The organism is Streptococcus sp. HMSC076C09 (assembly GCF_001837905.1).
Classification (GTDB): domain Bacteria; phylum Bacillota; class Bacilli; order Lactobacillales; family Streptococcaceae; genus Streptococcus; species Streptococcus parasanguinis_I.
Genome location: NZ_KV834646.1, coordinates 160,967 through 181,122, shown reverse-complemented (window position 1 = coordinate 181,122; position 20,156 = coordinate 160,967). Strand labels below are relative to the sequence as shown.

At 42.2% G+C, this 20,156-nt stretch carries 17 protein-coding genes; 5 read left to right on the top strand and 12 right to left on the bottom strand.

Annotated elements, in window-relative coordinates; translation table 11 throughout:
• Nucleotides 1-47: 47 nt before the first annotated feature.
• The 6 genes from gyrB to HMPREF2704_RS06465 all read right to left on the bottom strand — a co-directional run bounded on the left by gyrB (nt 48) and on the right by HMPREF2704_RS06465 (nt 8,011).
• The gene (gene gyrB / locus HMPREF2704_RS06490) at nt 48-1,997 is read right to left on the bottom strand and encodes a DNA topoisomerase (ATP-hydrolyzing) subunit B (protein ID WP_070466275.1); all 1,950 of its coding nucleotides are present in this window, start codon (nt 1,995-1,997) and stop codon (nt 48-50) included.
• Between the two features lie 12 nt (nt 1,998-2,009).
• Nucleotides 2,010-2,573: an HAD-IA family hydrolase gene (locus HMPREF2704_RS06485; protein ID WP_049491087.1), complete on the bottom strand. Its 564-nt coding sequence runs from the start codon at nt 2,571-2,573 to the stop codon at nt 2,010-2,012.
• 165 nt (nt 2,574-2,738) lie between these two features.
• Nucleotides 2,739-3,290 (bottom strand): DJ-1 family glyoxalase III, encoded by a 552-nt coding sequence (locus tag HMPREF2704_RS06480; protein WP_024055774.1) that lies wholly within the window; start codon nt 3,288-3,290, stop codon nt 2,739-2,741.
• Between the two features lie 19 nt (nt 3,291-3,309).
• Nucleotides 3,310-4,539: an FtsW/RodA/SpoVE family cell cycle protein gene (locus HMPREF2704_RS06475; RefSeq protein WP_070466276.1), complete on the bottom strand. Its 1,230-nt coding sequence runs from the start codon at nt 4,537-4,539 to the stop codon at nt 3,310-3,312.
• Nucleotides 4,540-4,572: 33 nt separating this feature from the next.
• A complete protein-coding gene (locus tag HMPREF2704_RS06470; protein WP_070466278.1) occupies nt 4,573-5,553 on the bottom strand; it encodes a YeiH family protein in 981 nt (326 codons plus the stop codon).
• 4 nt (nt 5,554-5,557) lie between these two features.
• Nucleotides 5,558-8,011, bottom strand: coding sequence for a bifunctional DnaQ family exonuclease/ATP-dependent helicase (locus HMPREF2704_RS06465; protein WP_070466712.1), 2,454 nt, complete (start codon nt 8,009-8,011; stop codon nt 5,558-5,560).
• Nucleotides 8,012-8,129: 118 nt separating this feature from the next.
• Between HMPREF2704_RS06465 and HMPREF2704_RS06460 the strand changes: the two genes are divergently transcribed.
• A complete protein-coding gene (locus HMPREF2704_RS06460; protein ID WP_070466280.1) occupies nt 8,130-8,765 on the top strand; it encodes an MBL fold metallo-hydrolase in 636 nt (211 codons plus the stop codon).
• Between the two features lie 75 nt (nt 8,766-8,840).
• On the opposite strand, the gene ftsX is transcribed toward HMPREF2704_RS06460, so the two are convergent.
• The 3 genes from ftsX to prfB all read right to left on the bottom strand — a co-directional run bounded on the left by ftsX (nt 8,841) and on the right by prfB (nt 11,592).
• Nucleotides 8,841-9,767: a permease-like cell division protein FtsX gene (gene ftsX, locus HMPREF2704_RS06455; protein ID WP_042759907.1), complete on the bottom strand. Its 927-nt coding sequence runs from the start codon at nt 9,765-9,767 to the stop codon at nt 8,841-8,843.
• Nucleotides 9,760-10,452, bottom strand: coding sequence for a cell division ATP-binding protein FtsE (gene ftsE, locus HMPREF2704_RS06450; RefSeq protein WP_003008021.1), 693 nt, complete (start codon nt 10,450-10,452; stop codon nt 9,760-9,762). The genes ftsX and ftsE overlap by 8 nt, the downstream gene beginning before the upstream one ends.
• Nucleotides 10,453-10,496: 44 nt before the next feature.
• Nucleotides 10,497-11,592 (bottom strand): peptide chain release factor 2 gene (prfB, locus tag HMPREF2704_RS06445; RefSeq protein WP_100209015.1). Its coding sequence is split into 2 segments (ribosomal slippage): nt 10,497-11,519 and nt 11,521-11,592, totalling 1,095 coding nucleotides; the frame shifts between segments, so codons are not numbered across the junction.
• A 174-nt stretch (nt 11,593-11,766) separates the two neighbouring features.
• On the opposite strand from prfB, the gene HMPREF2704_RS06440 reads away from it, so the two are divergent.
• A complete protein-coding gene (locus HMPREF2704_RS06440) occupies nt 11,767-12,624 on the top strand; it encodes a metallophosphoesterase (protein WP_070846020.1) in 858 nt (285 codons plus the stop codon).
• Between the two features lie 28 nt (nt 12,625-12,652).
• Here HMPREF2704_RS06440 and HMPREF2704_RS06435 read toward each other — a convergent pair whose 3' ends face one another.
• The 3 genes from HMPREF2704_RS06435 to HMPREF2704_RS06425 form a co-directional block, all read right to left on the bottom strand.
• The gene (locus HMPREF2704_RS06435; RefSeq protein ID WP_049514648.1) at nt 12,653-13,321 is read right to left on the bottom strand and encodes an MIP/aquaporin family protein; all 669 of its coding nucleotides are present in this window, start codon (nt 13,319-13,321) and stop codon (nt 12,653-12,655) included.
• A 121-nt stretch (nt 13,322-13,442) separates the two neighbouring features.
• On the bottom strand, nt 13,443-16,127 hold the full coding sequence (locus HMPREF2704_RS06430) for a cation-translocating P-type ATPase (protein WP_070466285.1): 2,685 nt from the start codon (nt 16,125-16,127) through the stop codon (nt 13,443-13,445).
• Nucleotides 16,128-16,330: 203 nt separating this feature from the next.
• Entirely contained in the window at nt 16,331-16,714 is a 384-nt protein-coding gene (locus HMPREF2704_RS06425; RefSeq protein ID WP_049475354.1) for a YwiB family protein, read from the bottom strand.
• A gap of 115 nt (nt 16,715-16,829) precedes the next feature.
• Between HMPREF2704_RS06425 and HMPREF2704_RS06420 the strand changes: the two genes are divergently transcribed.
• The 3 genes from HMPREF2704_RS06420 to HMPREF2704_RS11545 are packed head-to-tail and all read left to right on the top strand — an operon-like array spanning nt 16,830 to nt 20,151.
• The gene (locus HMPREF2704_RS06420; RefSeq protein WP_013903868.1) at nt 16,830-18,140 is read left to right on the top strand and encodes an HD domain-containing protein; all 1,311 of its coding nucleotides are present in this window, start codon (nt 16,830-16,832) and stop codon (nt 18,138-18,140) included.
• Nucleotides 18,130-18,936 carry a sugar-phosphatase gene (gene yidA, locus HMPREF2704_RS06415; RefSeq protein ID WP_049507679.1) on the top strand — a complete coding sequence of 269 codons (807 nt, stop codon included), beginning with the start codon at nt 18,130-18,132 and terminating at the stop codon, nt 18,934-18,936. The genes HMPREF2704_RS06420 and yidA overlap by 11 nt, the downstream gene beginning before the upstream one ends.
• A 3-nt stretch (nt 18,937-18,939) precedes the next feature.
• A complete protein-coding gene (locus tag HMPREF2704_RS11545) occupies nt 18,940-20,151 on the top strand; it encodes an aminoacyltransferase (RefSeq protein WP_031574026.1) in 1,212 nt (403 codons plus the stop codon).
• Nucleotides 20,152-20,156 lie beyond the last annotated feature (5 nt).

Below are 20,156 nucleotides of genomic sequence, written 5' to 3'. Positions count from 1 at the left end.
GTAATTATACCATAAAATATCCATTAATGGGAAGCGTTCGGTGAATTTTATACATCGAGTGTACTATATTCAGCGTTTTCTTCGATAAATTCACGACGTGGTTCCACACGGTCCCCCATCAACATATCAAAGATCTTATCTGCTTCCGCAGCATCGTCTACTGATACTCGTGCCATCAAGCGGTGTTCTGGATTCATGGTTGTTTCCCATAATTGGTGATCATCCATTTCTCCAAGACCTTTATAGCGTTGGATGGTTGGTTTTGAGCGACCTTCTGAATAACGTTCCAAAGCTGCAGCTAATTCGGCTTCTTGGTTGGCACCAGGTTGGATATATTCTTTGATTTCACTACCGACTTTGACCCCATAGATTGGTGGTTGCGCAATGTAAACATATCCCGCTTCCAAGACTGGTTTCATATAGCGATAGATCAAAGTCAATAGAAGGGTTCGGATATGAGCGCCATCGACATCGGCATCGGTCATGATGACTAATTTTTGATAACGCGCTTTTGTAACATCAAATTCGGCACCAAATCCAGTTCCCATAGCAGTAAATAAACTACGGATCTCTTCATTGGCTAGAATTTTGTCCATACTTGCTTTTTCAACGTTCAAGATCTTACCACGGATTGGTAAAATCGCTTGGAATTCCCGATTTCGACCAGATTTTGCAGATCCTCCGGCTGAATCCCCTTCGACGATAAAGAGTTCTGTTTCTTGTGGATTATTTGAAGAACAATCTGCCAATTTACCAGGTAGGTTGGAAATCTCAAGCCCTGATTTCTTACGGGTCACCTCACGCGCTCGCTTAGCAGCTACGCGAGCTTTCGCTGCTAAAATCCCTTTTTCGACGATTTTCTTAGCAATTTGCGGATTTTCCAAAAGGAAATCAGAAAAGGCATCACTAAAGAGTCGATTGGTAATCTTAACAACTTCTGAATTTCCAAGTTTGGTCTTGGTTTGTCCTTCAAACTGTGGATTTGGATGTTTAACCGAGATCACTGCTGTTAAGCCTTCTCGAACATCTTCCCCAGTTAGATTGTCTTCGTTTTCTTTTAAGAGTTTATTCTTCTTAGCGTAATCATTGATCACACGAGTGAGAGCTGTACGGAAGCCCTGTTCATGCGTTCCACCTTCATGGGTATGAATGTTATTCGCAAAACTCATGACCGTCTCATGGTAGCCTGTGGTATATTGCATAGCTACTTCAACTGTAATATCATCCATTTCACCATCTGTGTAGATTGGTTTTTCAAAGATGACATCTTTGTTTTCATTGATGTATTCGACGTAACTTGAGATCCCACCTTCGTAGTGGTAATGCTTTTCTTGCTCTAGGCCTTCTCGCTTATCCGTCAAAGAAATACGCAAGCCACGATTCAAAAAGGCTAGTTCTTGAATTCGTTTATTTAATTTTTCAAAATCATACTCGGTGGTTTCCGTGAAGATTTCTGGGTCTGGAATAAAGTGGACGGTTGTTCCTGTGCGGTCTGTTTCTCCAATGATCTTTAAATCATCTACAACATGTCCGCGTCGATATTCTTGGTAATGGATACTGCCATTTTTATAGACACGAACATCGAGGGATGTGGAGAGGGCATTTACTACGGAAGATCCTACCCCGTGAAGACCACCAGAAACCTTGTAGCCACCTCCGCCGAATTTTCCTCCGGCGTGAAGCACGGTAAAGACAGTTTCAACGGCAGGTCGACCTGTCTTTTCTTGGATATCCACTGGGATCCCACGACCATCATCGACAACCGTGATAGAATTATCTGCTTCAATGAAAACTTCAATATGGCTAGCAAAACCAGCTAAGGCTTCGTCAATCGAGTTATCTACGATTTCCCAGACCAGGTGATGAAGACCTTCTTTTGAGGTAGAACCAATATACATTCCCGGACGCATCCGAACGGCTTCTAGTCCTTCCAAGACCTGAATCTGACTGGCATCATATTCTTGTGCTTGATTTTCTTGCTGTTTATCCTCTGTCATAATTTCCCTTTTCTATTCAAATATAAACTGGTGTAAGCGTGGCATGGAATCAAATAAATAGGTCGAAAGCCCTGCAGCCTTCCCAGCTTCTATATCGATCGGACGATCTCCGATGACCAGACCGTCTTGAATGCCATATTTTTCTTTCAAATAAAGCATAGAGGCTGGGTCTGGTTTTCGAGGAAAGCCCTCGTCTGCTGTTACAATCTCCGTAAAGTAGGGTGCAATACCTGTCTGTTCAATAAGGGTCAAAACTTGGCGATCCCGATGAGATACCAAAAAATGGCGTCCTCCATGTGCTTGGATCTCTTCTAGTAACTTTTTTGCTCCCTCAAATAAGACCGGCTCTTGCAAGCCCAAGGCTTCTTTTTTCTTGTATTCCGTACGAAAATTGGAAATATGAGGGGCAAAGGTTTGAATTGCATCCTGTGTTGAGATTTTTAATGCTGCATAAACAGAATCATGATCAGCTTGGATGTGAAAGTCCTTCAATGTCGCTACAAAGGCATTTGTGGACGTTTCGTAATTATCCAATAGCGTCCCACCAAGATCCCATATAAAATCATGATAATTCATAGTCAATATTATACCACAAATGGACAAAAAAATAAGCTAAAAACCCTCATTTAGGGGGGATTTTAGCCATTTTTTACGGTCATTTCATTTTAAATCAAAGAGAAGTCATTTTCCGACATAGAATGTGATCTTTCACCAGAAAATATGGTGTCCAAAAGAGCTTTGTTAAGCATCTCCAAAGACATCTTGATAGAGCATTCCTTGACGAAGGCTTTGGGCATCTCCTCCAAATTGCTCTACCAAGGCGTAGGCTAAGGCAAGTGCCGTTGAAGGACCACGACTGGTCAAGAGATTCCCGTCTTTCACTACTGTTTCTTTCTGATAGTGTCCATCTTGAATCTCTTCTTCAAAACCATCGTAACACGTATAGTGTTTATCTTTTAAGAGGCCGGCACGCGCCAAGACAATTGGTGCTGCACAAATCGCAGAAATGATTTTTCCCTTCCTACTTTCTTCTTGAAGAGCTGCAATCAATTCCGGATTATCACGCAAATTTGCAGCTCCTGGCATCCCACCTGGTAAAAAGATTCCATCATAATCTGACAGGTCCCCATTCCAGAGGCGATCGACTTCCACTGTGATCTGGTGAGAACCTGTGACCGTTTCTTCCATGCCAATAAGGTCACAGTCGATCCCAGCGCGTCTCAAAACATCGACAATGGTCAAGGCTTCAATTTCTTCAAAACCGTTTGCTAAAATCGTTGCTACTTTTTTCATTTTCATTCCTTCTTTCTATCTATTGCGCCTTTTTAAGGACTACTTTTTTACGGATTGGAGGCCCTTCTTCTGGCTCTTTCTTTTTGCTACTATGATTATATATTGAGAGGACCAGACCAATACCAATCAGATTACTAATAATAGACGATCCACCTTGTGAGATAAAGGGGAGGGGAATCCCCGTCAAAGGGAGAAGACCCGTTACTGCTCCGACATTTTCAAAAATATGAAAGACCAGCATCATGATAAATCCGATGGAAATATAGGTATAAAATTGGTTATTGGACTGGAGGGTAATTTTTAAAATGCGGTAAATCAGGGTCACATATAAAATCAACAGCACCAGAGCTCCAACAAAGCCAAAGTCTTCTGCGACGACCGTAAAAATCATATCGCTTTCCCGTACGGGAACCAATAAATTGGAGACATTAAAGCCTTGCCCAAAGAGACCACCACTAGCAATAGCTAGCTGTCCTTGCGCCTGCTGGTAGGTGGTGGTTTGTGCATAGTCAAAAGGATTTAACCAGGCTAAAATACGGTTCATCTGATAGGTTGGCATCCCTACTTGCTGGTGCAGAAAAGCTCGCCCCCCTTCTGAAAGAAAGAGGAAGAGAAAGCCTGCTAACCCACCTGCCAGAAGCAAGATGACCGGCAAGATAATTTTCCAGGAAACTCCTGAAACGAGCACTAAGCCCGCAAAAATGGCCAAGAATACTAAGGCCGTTCCCAAGTCCTGTTGGAGAGCCAATAAGGCAAAGACCGGAATCGTATAGATGGTCAACTCTAGAATCAAAAACCAATCTTGTCGTAATAATCGCTCACGCCCCTTATTTCTTTGCAAAAATCGGACAATAGAGCGTGACAGCATCAGGATGAAGGGGATCTTCATAAATTCTGAGGGCTGAAATAAGGTGATGTTCCCATAAGCCACCCAGTTTTTAGCTCCTGTTGAAGCTACCAAGTTGGGATTATAAAACACAAGGGGAAGAACCATCAAGGCTAGGCCAAGCAGGTAAAGAAAGGGAGTGATTTTCCAAAGAAATTTCGTGCTAAAAATCGTCACAATCAGGCAAATGACGCATCCCACACCAATCCAGGCCAATTGCTGCCCTAAAAAAGACCACACCATTTGGGGATAGTCGTGAGAAACTGCTACATAAACAGATAAGATCCCAATCATAAGAAGGGTGAAGACAATCCCAATGATGGAATAATCCAGGTGAATCGTCCAAAAATGATGTTTCTTCATTCACGTTCCTTTCTGTGAGAATCATCAAATCAATTAATAGAACAACATTTGTAGAACCAAGCTAGATCCTGCTACACAAAACCAAGCAATCAACCCTACTAAAAGAGGGGCTGCTCCTGCTGCACGGAACTGTTTCCAAGAAACCTTGCTTCCGATTCCAACCAAGGCCATGGCCATAAAGAGGTGAGAAAGGTCATTTAGGTAAGGTAGGACCACTTTAGGTACCAGGCCAATAGAAGAAAGAATGGAAGCCACAATAAACCAGATAATAAACCAAGGAATAATTTTCTTTAACATTCCTTTGTTTCTTCCTTGTTGTTTACTCCGATACCATTTTAAACCGATCAAGCCCAAACAAACTGGTACAATCATCAGGGCGCGTGTTAACTTAACAATTGTAGCCATTTGCCCCGCTGCTTTACTGTAAGAAAATGCTGCTGCTACAACAGATGACGTATCGTTAATGGCTGTTCCTGACCAGAGGCCAAATTGGAAATTAGACATATGCCATAAATGCCCTAATACTGGAAAGATAAAGACAGCCAAAATGTTGAAGAAGAAAATAGTTGACATAGATAGGGCAATTTCCTCTTCGTCTGCTTCAATGATCGGCGCTGCTGCTGCAATAGCAGATCCACCACAAATAGCTGTACCAAACCCAATTAAGGTCCGTAGATGAGATTTCAGGTGGAAGACTCTCCCAAAAATAATAGCTGCAAGAAAGGCAACGGTTATCGTTGGCAGACTAATCTTTAAAGAAGACAAACCTGTAGAGGCAACTGTCGCAATGGGCAAGCTAAATCCCATGAAGATAATCGAATACTGCAACAATTTCTTACCGGACCAGTTCAAGCCTGGTCGTGAATTCTCCGGCAAATCCACAAATTCATTAAGGACAATTCCTAAAATTAAGGCAAAAACACTGGAGCCAATAATGGGAAAGAAAGTTCCCAACAACATAGCACAAAGTGCCAGTACAAATGCAATTGCAAGTCCAAATCCTTTATTTTTCATTTTCTCAATTCCTTTCAAAAAAGTCAGCTGCTTGCTCAACAAGCCGCTCTCTCACTGTCGTGTGAAGGGGCAACACTTGTTGCAAACCATCCAAAATTTGTTTTCCATATCGCTTGGTTACCACCCGCTGATCTAATAAAAGCACCAAAGATTCCTGATCTTGAAAACGGCTGGTTCTCCCAATAGCCTGTTTGAGCCTTAAAATCGCGACTGGAAGACTATAGTCGTAAAAGGGATTTTTCCCCTGTTCTCTGAGTTTTGTATTCAGCTTTTGAACCATATAATCTTTAGGATTGTCAAAAGGAAGGCGCGTGATGATTTGAATCACTTCTTTTTGTTGGGAGAAATCGACTCCCTCCCAGAAGCTTCCTGTTCCCAATAAAATGGAGCTTTCTCCTCGGTCAAATCGTCGCTTAATATTGGCTGCATCCCCATTTCGATACTGGGCCAAGTGAGGAAACTTCAATGCGTTTGACGTCTCCAGTAACAATTCTTTTGAAGTAAACAAAAGAAAAATTGGCTTTCGTAAAGGAAGGAGTTCACCGACGAGCTGACAAATCTCCCCTGCGTATTCCACTGAAGATAAAGAAACAACATCTGGAAAATCAATCGGCACCAGCAATTCCTGGTGTTGTTTGACTGTTATCGGTACCCGATAGATTTGCTGCTTTTGATATCCTAAAAGAGCAGGTAAATGCACTTTTTTACTGATAGCAATCGTCGCTGATACAAAGAGCACGGTCACTTCTTCAGGTACAAATTCCTTAAAGGATAGTAAGTCCTCCACTCCTCCATGGAGACGAAGAATCTGGTGGCTTTCAACCACTTCTTTGTCTATCCAAAAGGTTTGGTAGCGCTCATCAAACAATTCCTTTAGATTCTCTAGAGATTCGGTTTTCAATTCCGATACATCCTGCCGAATTTTTGCCACCGTTTGATCTGATAAGACTGCCGTTTTTCCTTGCACGACTTCTTTGGAGCAGGCATTTAACTCAAATTGAATACTCTCCAGCAAACGTCGTTGTAGAAGATCTTTTTCCTCTTCAATAGCGTGTTGCAAGTTTAAAAGAAGAGATTGCAAGGTTTCTTCTCTCTGTGAAAATTGCTCTAAAGCAAAGAAGAGTTTTTGCGCTTCATCCACGACCAGAACAGACTCTTGAAGTAGACTCTTATCATCTTCTAGACGGGTTAGCAGATAAGCATGATTGGTCAAAATCACACGGCTAGTTTTCACTTTTTCCTGACCAAGACGCCAAAAATCTTCCTGATAAAACAGTGAACGTTTCGACAATTGACCATCGTGGCAAATGTCAGCTACAAAATGAAGATGACGATAGAGTTGGCCAATTTCACTGAACTCTCCTGATTCAGTCATGGTCAGCCAAACCAACAGTTGCATTTTAAAGCGTCGAATCATCCCATTATCTGACTCAATCTGTAAGGTCTCATAAAATTTATCGAGTTGGATATAATCCTTGGGACTTTTAAGGCTATGAAAGGGAATTTGGAAAAGATCCTGGATGGTCTTTCCTTCTTTCTTCATAATTTGATCCTGAAGAATTTTAGTTGGAACACTCACAAGAATGCGCTTGGAGGTTTTCGCCAAAAGCGTTAACAGATAAGCGTAGGTCTTCCCAATTCCCGTTGGCGCCTCGATAAAACTTGGAAGCGGCTGGTGCAAACTGTCCTCGATATAGGCAACAAATTCTCTCTGCTCCGGATAAGCTTCCATTCCCAACAACTGCATATTGAGTTCAAACTGTTCAGACAAATAGTGACTTTCTAAGAACTGCTGTGGCTTGCGCAGATAGAGACCATGAACTTCTACTAAATGAGCTGGTAAAAAAAGGCTACTGTCTTTAAGCGCATCTTCTATTAAGAGTCGCGATTCATAAATCAAACAATCTGCCATCGAAAGAAGTTTTTCGATCAATCCTCTTGGTAAGCTCGCAATTTTCTCTCTCAATTTCAACAGCAGCTGGGCTGTTGCCATAGCATCCGCTAAAGCGGAGTGAGCATGGTGCAACTCAATTTCCAGTTCAGCTGCAAGCGCTCCTAAATTGTAGCGTTCTAAAGTCGGATAGAAAATTTGAGACAATTCAACCGTATCAATCCGAGGAGTCGTTAGCTCAAATCCTTCCCAAAAGAGGGCTTCTGCTAATAAATTCGCATCAAATTTGACATTATGGGCCACAAAGACGGCATCTTCTATTAATTCAAAAATTTCTTTTGCCACTTGTGCAAACTCTGGTGCTTTTTTCAAGCGAGCATCTGTCAGGCCAGTCAATTGTTTGATATGCTCATCCAATCGTTCATGGGGATTCACATCCGTCTCATAGGATTGCATAATCCTCCCATCTTCGATGATGACAATCCCAACCTGAATGATCTTAGCATTGCTTCCAGCACTGGTCGCTTCCAGATCCACAATGGCATATTTCCGTTTCTGTCTTGTCATAATACTTAAAATTATATCACGTTTGAGCAAGCTCTGCAGATTTTTTTCTCCTTTCAGGCTGACTTCAATCCTGTTATTTTCCTTACAATTTGATACACTATTCTAGAAAGGAGTCCTTATGAAAATCTATCGTACTGTTAATCCTATAGCTTATGAAAACACCTACTACCTTGAAAATGATCACTCCCTCATTCTTGTCGATCCAGGGAGCGACTGGGCGACTATTCAAAAACAAATAGATCGCATCGGAAAACCAATCGTAGCAATTCTTTTAACCCATACGCATTATGATCACATTATGAGTCTTGAAAAGGTTCGTCAGACCTATCATTTCCCACCTGTTTATGTCCATCCAGCAGAAGCCAGTTGGTTGTCTTCTCCTGTCGATAATTTATCTGGTTTGGATCGTCATGCGGATTTAGAAGATGTTGTATGCAAGGAGGCCGACTTCCTTTATGACATTCGCTCTGATTACCAAATAGCTGATTTCCACTTTTATGTTCTGGAGACACCAGGCCACTCTGCAGGAGGAGTCTCTATCGTCTTTCCTGAGGATCACCTGGTTCTATCCGGTGATGCCCTTTTTCGCGAAACTATCGGACGGACCGATCTTCCGACAGGGAACGCGACACAGTTACTTAGCAGTATCAGAGAAGAGCTCTTTACCCTTCCATCTTCCTACACTGTCTATCCCGGTCATGGCCCTGAAACTTCTATTGGTCACGAGAAGATGTTCAATCCCTTCTTTAGATAATCCTAAAGAGTCCTTATCATCCTTCCTGTCCTCATCAAAGTAAACAAAAAAAGCAAGTGCGAACTTGCTTTTTTATTATATCTTAAGAAAACGTCTCATGGAGATTGAAGAACCAATCGCTCCAATCAAAATTCCTAATCCAAAGAGGCCACCGACCATGATCGGTACCAAGAGATGAGGACTATAGAGATACAAGTTTTGATCTGCCAAATTATTGTTCATAGATGTATAGACAACATTATAAACGTAGAAGACTAAAGCTGAAGGAACCAAGGCTCCCAAAAGACCGATCCAAGCACCTTCTAAAAGGAATGGTGCACGAATATAGCCATTTTTTGCTCCTACCAGTCGCATAATCTTAATCTCACGACTACGTGAAATGATGGTAATCCGAATGGTATTTGAAATCAAGAAGACTGCGATGAAGATCAATAAAGCTACACCAATCAAGCCCCAGTTTCGGATGAAGGTTCCAAGAGCGAACAAGCGTTGGGTATCGACCCCACCATCTTTAACTTCAGAGACCCCTTCAATTTTTTTGGCATCAGCCGAAACTTGCTTTACATATTTAGGAGCTGTTGTCTCTACATAATAAGCATCATAGAGAGGATTGGCATCTCCATCAAAAATCTTCCAGTTGTTCCCAGCCGTTTTGATCAGTTTATCATACTGCTCTTCCTTGCTAGAAAAATCAACCTTGTCAACATGCTTCATGGCTGTCAGAGCATCGTAGACCTTATGGTAGTTTTCATTGGTCACGGTTTGACCGTCTTTTTCAATCTGCTCGCTCTGATCTTGAATATCCTTGCGCATGTATACTACAACCCGCACACTGTTTTGAATATCATCTGAAAGCTTGATGGTATTGGCAATAACTGAGGCGAAAATAGCAACCAAGCTAAGGGTAATCATAACCGAGCTGACCGCTGCAATCGTCATCCAACCATTTCGTTTCAAGCTTTTAAGCGATTCGATTAAGTGTCGGAAAAATCTTCTAATCATCGTATCCGTACTCTCCTTCCGCTTCATCACGCACTACACGACCATTTTCAATCGCGATGACACGGTGACGTAAAGTATTTACAATCTGGCTATTGTGGGTCGCCATCAATACTGTGGTCCCTTGCAGATTAATCCGCTCCAAAAGATTCATGATTTCCCATGAATTATCTGGGTCCAAGTTCCCCGTTGGCTCATCCGCAATCAAGACTTTCGGATTGTTGACGATCGCACGAGCAATCGCAATCCGTTGTTGCTCCCCACCGGACAATTCATTCGGGAATGAGCGGACCTTGTGTTTCAATCCGACAAGATCCAAAACTTCCATAACACGCTTTTTAATATTGCGACGGCGCTCACCGATAACTTGCATTGCGTAGGCAATATTTTCATAAACGGTTTTCTTTGGAAGCAATTTATAATCTTGGAAGACCACTCCCACATTGCGTCGCAACATAGGAATATCGCGTTTTTTGATTTTATCCAAATCAAAATCAGCTACTTTCAAACTTCCTTTATCGTGTTTGACTTCACGGTATAAAAGTCGAATAAAGGTCGACTTCCCTGCACCAGAAGGTCCTACGATGTAGGCAAATTCTCCTGGTTCAATTTGGACAGAGACCCCGCGAAGGGCCGTCGTCCCGTTGTCATACTTTTTGACAACATCTTTCATTTCAATCATTGACATGTAATGAAATTCCTCTCATTCTTTTCTGGTTGATTCCCTCGAGGTTATTGGAGACGCCATTTAAGGTAGGCATCGATAAAGCCATCGATATCTCCATCCATCACCTTGTCCACCTGCGCTACTTCGTAGTTGGTCCGGTGGTCCTTAACCATGGTATAAGGGGTAAAAACATAGGAGCGGATTTGACTTCCCCAGGTGATTTCTTTTTTATCCCCTTTTAGAGAATCCACTTCTGCTGCTTTTTTCTCTTGCTCTAATTGGTAGAGTTTAGCTTGCAACATCTTCATCGCACGATCACGGTTCCCGTATTGGGTCCGATCCACGGTGGACGCCACTACAATCCCTGTCGGAATGTGGGTCAAGCGCACCCCTGTAGAGACCTTGTTGACGTTTTGTCCACCAGCTCCACCAGAGCGGAAGGTGTCCATCTTGATATCATCATCACGAACTTCGACTTCGATGGTATCGTCTAATTCGGGCATGACCTCAACAGATGTAAAGGAGGTATGACGACGTTTAGCGGAGTCAAATGGAGAGATCCGAACCAAACGGTGAACGCCCATTTCAGATTTCAGAAGACCGTATGCATGTGGCCCTTCAAAGGATAGGGTCACAGACTTGATTCCAGCCTCATCTCCAGCCTGATAGTCCAAGACTTCAACTTTAAAGCCGTGGGCATTTCCAAAACGAGTATACATCCGAAGAAGCATGTCGCCCCAGTCCTGAGCTTCTGTTCCTCCTGAACCTGGGTGGATTTCTAGGATGGCATTATTATTGTCATAGGGTTCAGACAATAGCAAGGTCATCTCATAGCTGGTCATACGTTTATCCAGCTCCTCCAACTTCTCGATCAATTCTTCCTTGACCGAATCGTCTTCTGCCAAAAAGTCCAGTAAGATTTCTGACTCATCAAAGAGATCCACCATTTGATGGAAATTTTCATAGGTCTGCTTGAGTTCATTTAATTCTTGAGATGTCTTTTGCGCAGCAATATTATCATCCCAAAAATCAGGTTCTGTCATTTTATTTTCTAAAATGGCAATTTCTTCTTCCAATGCCTCTAAGTCAAAGAGACCCCCTGAAAGAAGCTAATTTTTCACGATTTGCGTCAATTTTTTGACGAATTTCTGAAATGTCCATAAGTACCTCTTTCTATGTATCTAGTCTATTATATCATAACCTTCACTATTTGCCCACCTTCCAATATTGGATCTGCTGGTTGACTACTGCCAAGCCAGCTAATTTTCAACATTTTTCCATTCATTTGTAACCTAATTGTTAGAAAAAAAGATCCTCTTATGCTAGACTGGTAGCATGACAATAGTAGCTTTTATGTCCGATTTACATATTGATTCGAACAACTTCGGTAAAGAAGAATTAGAGACCCTGATCACTCTTTTCAAGGACAAAAAAATTCAACATCTCCATATTGCAGGAGATATTGCCAACGGCTTTGAAAAGACCTCACAGAAATTTTTAGACCAACTTCATTGTCATCTTCCAGTGACCTTTAGCTTGGGAAATCATGATATGCTGGGCCTATCAGAAGAAGCCATGAGACCTTTTGAATTTCAAAAGATTCCTTTTTCAAAGCATACACTCCTTGCCTTTTCGGGCTGGTATGACTACAGCTTTGTTCCTACTATCTCTCCCCAAAAACATCTCCAAACCAAGAATCTGTTTTGGTTTGACAGACGTCTCCAACGAAGGGGATCTGATCCAGCCATTACCCAACGTCTGTTGCAAGAGCTCGAAACAGAACTCATGCAAGTGGATCAACCCTTGATCATCGCTATGCACTTTGTTCCTCATAGTCAGTTTCTCCTGCGCCACCCTTATTTTGAACGCTTTAATGCTTTTCTAGGGAGCCAAGCCTTTCATGAACTGTTTAGACAATATCCTGTCAGAGAAGTGATTTTTGGTCATAGCCATCACCGAATGCCAGCAACAACGATTGACACCATCACCTATCATGCCAGACCTTTAGGCTATGTCCGAGAATGGGAGCTCTGCAAGCAATTTTTCGAAGCTTTTCCTGAATATGATTTTCCAAAACGATACGATCCCTACAAACGCTATCGCAGAATCAAAGACCTCCCCGAATTTAAAGCATACAAGAAAAAACAGCTCGCTCATGAATTTTCTCAAGCCATGACGATCCTTAAACTATAAAAAAATTGGTTCCTTCGGAACCAATTTTTTACTCTTCTGTATCCAAGAGATTTTTTGCAACGATTGCAGCCAGAACACCACCGACAATTGGAGCCAAGATAAAGATCCAAATTTGTTGAAGAGCCGCACCACCAACAAAGAGGGCAGGCGCCAAGCTACGAGCTGGGTTAACAGAAAGTCCTGTAATGTTCAAACCAACAAGAATAATCAAAGTCAAGCTCAAACCGATCACAAGACCAGCGATCTTCCCATTACCTTTGCTAGCTGATGTCACTGTCATGATGACTAAGATAAAGATAAAGGACGCAATCACTTCAAACAAGAAACCGCCAAATGGAGTCACTCCTTTAGCCAAGGCATTTTCACCAAGACTAGCTGTTGACATACCTGAATTTGACAAGAGGAAGAGAACTGTTGCAGACGCGAGAACCGCACCCACTACTTGCGCTGCAATATAATTAACCAAGTCCTTTGAAGACAAGCGTTTGTTCACAAACATGGCAATCGAAACAGCCGGGTTCAAGTGGGCACCAGAAACAGTCCCAATTGAGTAAGCTGCTGCAACAATGGATAAACCGAATGCCAAGGCAATTCCTAAATGTCCCAGACCTTCTGTCCCATTTCCAAAAACAACTGCGCCAGTCCCGATAAAGACAAGCATAAATGTGCCGATTACTTCAGCAAAAAACTTTTTCATAACTAAGTTTCCTTTCTTCAAACTGTTGACTAGTTTATCAAAAATCCACACGTACCTCAAGAAATATGCCCAGTCTATTTTGCCCGCAAAAAAAGCCATCCAAAGATGACTTTTTTTATGTTTAAATGGCGTTTTTATCTTTTCCAAGTGCACGTTGAACGGCTTTAACAATCTCAACGAGAACAACAATCAAGAGCGAACCAATCATAACTGCTAACCATTGTGTCAAACTCAAATGAGAGACATGGAAGAGTTTGTTAAATCCAGGGACAATGATGGTCGCCATCAAGAGAACAAAGGCAACTGGAATCGACCAGTTAAAGCTCTTGTTCTTGAAGAGTCCCACTTTAAAGATCGATTGGTAAACCGATTTAACGTTAAAGGCATGGAGCAATTGGATCAAACCAAGAGTTGCAAATGCCATGGTCAAAGCGTCTGCATGGATTTCGGCACGAGTCGCATGTTCTGGAGAGAGCAAAGCCCAGCCATAAACACCAAGAACCAGCATGGTTTGGAAGATACCTTGATAAAGAATAGCTCCGAAGACCCCACCGTCAAAGAAGTTAGATTTACGTCCACGAGGTTTGTGGCTCATGACACCTGGCTCAGCTGGTTCCACACCAAGAGCGATGGCTGGAAGCGTATCGGTTACCAAGTTGATCCAGAGAAGATGCACTGGTTGCAATACATCCCAACCAAAGAGGGTTGCAAAGAAGATGGTGAAGACCTCAGCCATATTGGCAGACAAGAGGTATTGGATAGATTTTTGGATATTTGAGAAGACCTTCCGTCCTTCTTCTACCGCTACGATAATGGTTGCAAAGTTATCATCTGCAAGGACCATGTCTGAAGCTCCCTTAGAAACTTCTGTACCTGTAATCCCCATACCGATACCGATATCAGCTGTCTTAAGTGATGGTGCATCGTTGACCCCATCCCCTGTCATGGCAACAACTTTGCCTTCATTTTGCCAAGCTTTCACGATCCGAACCTTGTGTTCAGGTGATACACGCGCATAGACAGAATATTGCTTGAAGACTTTTTGGAATTCTTCGTCAGAGAGTTCATTCAACTCAGCCCCTGTGAAGACATGGTCTTCGGTATCATTTGGATCGATGATTCCCAGACGTTTGGCAATAGCTTCTGCTGTATCTTGGTGGTCACCAGTGATCATGATCGGACGGATACCCGCTTCCTTAGCGACACGGACAGCTTCTGCAGCTTCTGGACGCTCAGGGTCAATCATACCGACCAAACCAGAGAAGATCAGGTCAGACTCAACAATTTCAGACTCCAAAGTTGGAATTTCCTTGCTTGTCTTATAAGCCATCATCAAGACACGAAGGGCTTGTTTAGCCAAGTCTTTGTTGGTAGCAAGGATAGCTTTCTTATCTTCATCCGTGATAGGACGAACTTCCCCATTGACTTCAATACGCGTCACACGTTTGAGCAATTGGTCAGGCGCACCCTTCACAGCGATAAAGTAAGAACCGTTTTCTTCTTTATGGATGGTAGACATAAGCTTACGGTCTGAGTCAAATGGCAATTCAGCTACACGTGGCTCATCCTTCAAGACTTCACGAACATCAAAGTTGTGATCTAAGCCAAACTGCACCAAGGCAGTTTCTGTTGGGTCCCCAATCAACTTGCCAGATGGGTCCACTTTGGTATCATTGGCAAAGTTCATGATACGAAGGGTATTGTTGCTAGCAGCTATCTCAGTTGCTGCACTTTGTAATTGACCGTTGGTATAGACTTTTTCAACCGTCATTTGGTTCATGGTCAAAGTACCTGTTTTATCAGATGCGATGATTTCTGTTGAACCAAGTGTTTCAACGGCTGGCAATTTACGAACAATCGAATTGCGTTTGGCAAGGGTTGTTGTTCCCAAAGAAAGAACGATGGTTACAATGGCAGGAAGTCCTTCTGGAATCGCCGCAACCGCAAGGGCAACAGCTACCATCAAGCCTTCCAATGGATGTTCCCCACGAACGAAGACACCAACTAAGAAAGTAATGACCGCAATCACAACAATTAAGTAAGTCAAGGCTTTAGATAATTGTTCCAAGCTTTGCTTCAATGGTGTTTCAGTCTCATCGGCATTAGCCAACATATCTGCAATCTTACCAACTTCTGTATACATACCAGTGTTTGTTACGACACCAATACCACGACCATAAGTTACATTTGAGTTTTGGTAACCCATATTAACGCGGTCCCCAATACCAGCATCTGCTTCAACAAGTCCTGTCACATCTTTTTCAACTGGCACAGACTCCCCTGTAAGAGCTGCTTCTTCAATTTTAAGAGAAGCTGCTTCAAACAAACGCATATCTGCAGGCACGACATCTCCCGCTTCAAGCAAGACGATATCTCCGGGTACCAATTCTTTTGAGTCAATCTCAATAACATGGCCATCACGACGAACACGAGCCATGGGGCTAGACATATTTTTCAGAGCTTCAATGGCTGCTTCTGCTTGCCCTTCTTGGTAAACCCCAAAGGCAGCATTCAAGACAACAACGGCCAAGATGATCATGGCATCCGTTAGACCGTCCATTCCTTCTGTAATCACAGAAAGTGCCGCTGCCACAAGCAAGATGATAATCATCAAATCCTTAAATTGATCAAGGAATTTAGCTAGTAGGCTACGTTTTTCACCCTCTTCCAACTCATTACGACCATAATTCGCTAAGCGTTCTTGAGCCTGGGCGGTTGACAAACCTTCGACAGATGAGTCCAAGTTCTTTAGGACTTCCTCAGAAGATTGCGTGTAAAACAAATCTTTATTTTGTTCTTTTGACAAAACAGTCTCCTCCTTTTTGGCCTCTTTTTACAAAAAAAGAGACCTGTTTTTTAAAAAAACAAGTCTCGCTGTTTAATATAGTGCCGGAAATAATTCGTAATGACGACACTATCGCGGAAAACCGCCAGCTACTCCCTTGAGTGGTTTTATTATACCATTTTTATAGAATAAAGCAAGCGGGATCTCTAATAATTTAATGAGGTCTATTCTTCCCATTCCACTAGTAATTGATAATTAGCAAATTCCTGTTCTCCATCGAGAGTTAACAAGCGATAAGAGACTTGCAAATGACCTGCTTCTAATTGAAAGAAATCTGTTGTAATCAAAAACTGCTGAATGCCCATCGGAGTTGGGATGATTGCCCCACCATCTTCATTTTTGTAGAAACGCATGATGGATTTAGGACTTGAGAAACGTGTCATGACCAATTCGTCATTGGAAAATTTCAAAGCAACCTTTTCATCTTCTTCATTGGTATACAAGAGATACTGAAAACCTGCTTTTTCCTTCCATTCACCTTGATAGTACTGATCAACGATTTCCATTTCTTCTCCAAATCGAATGGTATTTTGAATGCGAATCTGCATCTTTGTCTCCTTCTCTTCTTTTCTTGCCTTACTATTCTATCAAATTTTACGCATTTTGACTGCCCCTATTAGCCTCTATATCGCAAAATAGGCTTTTTTTTGCTATAATAGACCCATGAATGAAAAAGTCTTTCGCGATCCCGTGCATGATTACGTTCATGTGGATCATCCCATCATTTATCAATTAATTAATAGTAAAGAATTTCAACGACTACGCCGCATCAAACAACTGGGGACATCTGGTTTTACCTTCCACGGTGGGGAGCATAGTCGTTTTTCTCACTGTCTTGGCGCCTATGAAATTTCAAGACGCATTCTATCCATTTTTGAGGAGAAGTATGCAGAGCAATGGAATTCTGATGAAAACTTACTGACCATGACAGCCGCTCTTCTTCATGACATTGGACATGGTGCTTATTCTCATACCTTCGAAGGACTCTTTGGAACCGATCATGAAAAAATGACCCAGCTGATCATCACCAGCCCAGAGACGGAGGTCAATCAGATCCTCTTGCAAGTGGCTCCTGATTTCCCAAATCGTGTAGCCAGCGTCATTGATCATACCTATCCCAATAAACAAGTGGTGCAATTAATTTCTAGTCAGATTGATGTGGACCGAATGGATTATTTACTGCGGGATGCCTATTTTACGGGTGCTTCCTATGGAAAATTTGACTTGACCCGTATTTTGCGCGTCATTCGACCGATTGAAAATGGCATTGCCTTCCAACAAAATGGCATGCACGCTGTCGAGGATTACGTGGTCAGCCGTTACCAAATGTATATGCAGGTCTACTTCCACCCGGCTACTCGTGCCATGGAAGTCCTCCTTCAAAATCTTCTCAAACGAGCTAGAACCATTTATCCAGATCAGAAAGAGTATTTTCAACTGACTTCACCTCGCTTGATTCCATTTTTTGAAGAAGAGGTCACCATTCAAGACTACCTAAATCTAGATGACGGTGTGATGAATACCTATTTCCAAGTCTGGATGGATAGTCCGGATACCATCTTGTCTGATCTTGCTCAGCGATATATTAATCGGAAAGTCTTTAAATCGATTCTATTTACAGAAGATAAACGAAAAGACTTAGCAATCCTTGAAAAACTGATTAAAGAGGTTGGGTTTAATCCAACCTACTACACCGCTATTCATCAAAATTTCGATCTGCCCTACGATATTTATCGACCAGAGCTTGAAAAACCGCGGACCCAGATCGAGATGATCCGAAAAGATGGGAGTCTCGCTGAATTATCTCAGTTGTCTCCACTCGTCGCTGCTTTAGCAGGAACTCGCTATGGGGACAACCGCTTCTATTTTCCAAAAGAAATGCTGGAGGTTAATGGACTTTTCAGTAAGCAAGTAGAAGAATTCACTTCTTACATTACCAATGATTATTTTACAGGAGAGACGGATGTCCATTAAATTAGTTGCGATCGATATCGATGGTACACTCCTCAATTCAAAAAAAGAGATCACACCTTCCGTATTTGAAGCCATTCAAGATGCTAAAGCCGCAGGCGTTAAAATCGTGATCACAACCGGTCGTCCTATCGCAGGGGTCTCAAAACTTTTAAAAGAACTCCATTTGATGGATCCTGGAGACTATGTCATTACCTTTAATGGCGGTCTGGTGCAAGAAACTGCTACTGGAAAAGAACTCATCAAAGACCTTTTACATTATGAGGACTATCTCGATATCGAGTCTCTTGCTAACAAACTCCAAATCCACTCTCATGCTATTACTAAAGACGGCATCTATACCAGCAATCGCGATATCGGACGCTACACCATTCATGAATCTCAACTGGTCAATATGCCCCTTTATTACCGGACGCCTGAAGAAGTTCGTGAGAAAGAATTTGTCAAGGCCATGTATATCGATGAACCAGATATTCTAGATGCTGCGATTGCAAAAATCCCTAAAGAATTCAAGGATCGCTTCACTATGGTCAAATCAGCCCCTTTTTATTTAGAAATTCTAGGGAAAACAACCAATAAGGGATCAGCTGTTCTTCATCTAGCTGAACGACTTGGAATTCAGCAAGAAGAAACCATGGCCATCGGAGATGAGGAAAATGACCGTTCCATGCTAGAAGTCGTGGGACATGCCGTCGTTATGGAGAATGGCAATCCAGCTCTTAAAAAAATTGCTACAACTATTACCAAATCAAATGATGAATCTGGCGTTGCATACGCCATTAGAAAGTGGGTATTATAAGAAATGTACCATTACCAGCTAGGAATTTCTGCTAGTGAGCATGATGACTTTGTTATTCAGAGTGACCAAACTAATCTCTTACAAAGCAGCTCATGGGCAAAAATCAAAGATAATTGGGGAAATGAACGGGTTGGTTTTTATCAAGAAGACCAATTAGTCGCTGTTGCTAGCATCTTGATTCAACCCCTGCCACTTGGCTTTTCCATGCTCTACATTCCTCGAGGTCCAATCATGGATTACCAAAACAAAGAGCTGGTTTCATTTGTGATCCAGTCCCTTAAAAAGATAGCCAAACAATACAAGGCCTTGTTTGTGAAATTTGATCCAAGTCTTTTCTTGAGTAAACACTTGATTGGACAAGAAAAGACGGAAGCTCCTACTGTGCAAGCGATGATCGACACCTTAACTAAAGAAGGGGTTGAATGGACTGGCCGAACCAGTGATATGGCAGAAAATATCCAACCACGCTTTCAAGCAAATATCCACAAAGAGTTTTTCACCGAGCAAGATCTTTCAAAATCTACTCGACAAGCCATCCGAACTGCTCGAAACAAAGGAATCCAAGTCCAATTTGGCGGAACCGAATTGTTAGAGGACTTTGCTTCTCTCATGAAAAAGACTGAGGCTCGTAAAAGCATTCATTTACGTGGAAAAGACTACTACGAAAAACTGCTCACAACCTACCAAGGACAATCCTACATTACCTTGTCTACGCTAGATCTCGAGAAACGGAAAACCTCCCTTACAAAAGATCTTGAAAAAAACAAGGCAGAGGCTGAAAAATTCACAGAAAAAACAAAGCCTGGCAAGGTTGAGAATAACCAAAAAGAAAAAGAGCGGATAGAGGAAGAACTGCAATTTCTTGAACAGCATCTCCAAGCAGGTAGACAGATCGTTCCTTTATCTGGGACCTTAACCCTTGAATTCGGTGGGACGTCTGAAAATGTTTATGCAGGGATGGATGAAGAATTCCGCCGTTACCAACCTGCTATCCTCACCTGGTATGAAACTGCCCAACACGCTTTCGACCGTGGTGCTTCTTGGCAAAATATGGGGGGCATTGAAAATTCACTCGATGGTGGTCTCTATCATTTTAAATCTAAATTTAATCCTGTCATTGAAGAATTTGTTGGGGAATTCAACCTCCCAACCAGTCCACTCTATCCACTTGTAAACAAAGTCTACAAGATCCGGAAAAAATTAAGGAGTAAATAAAGTTA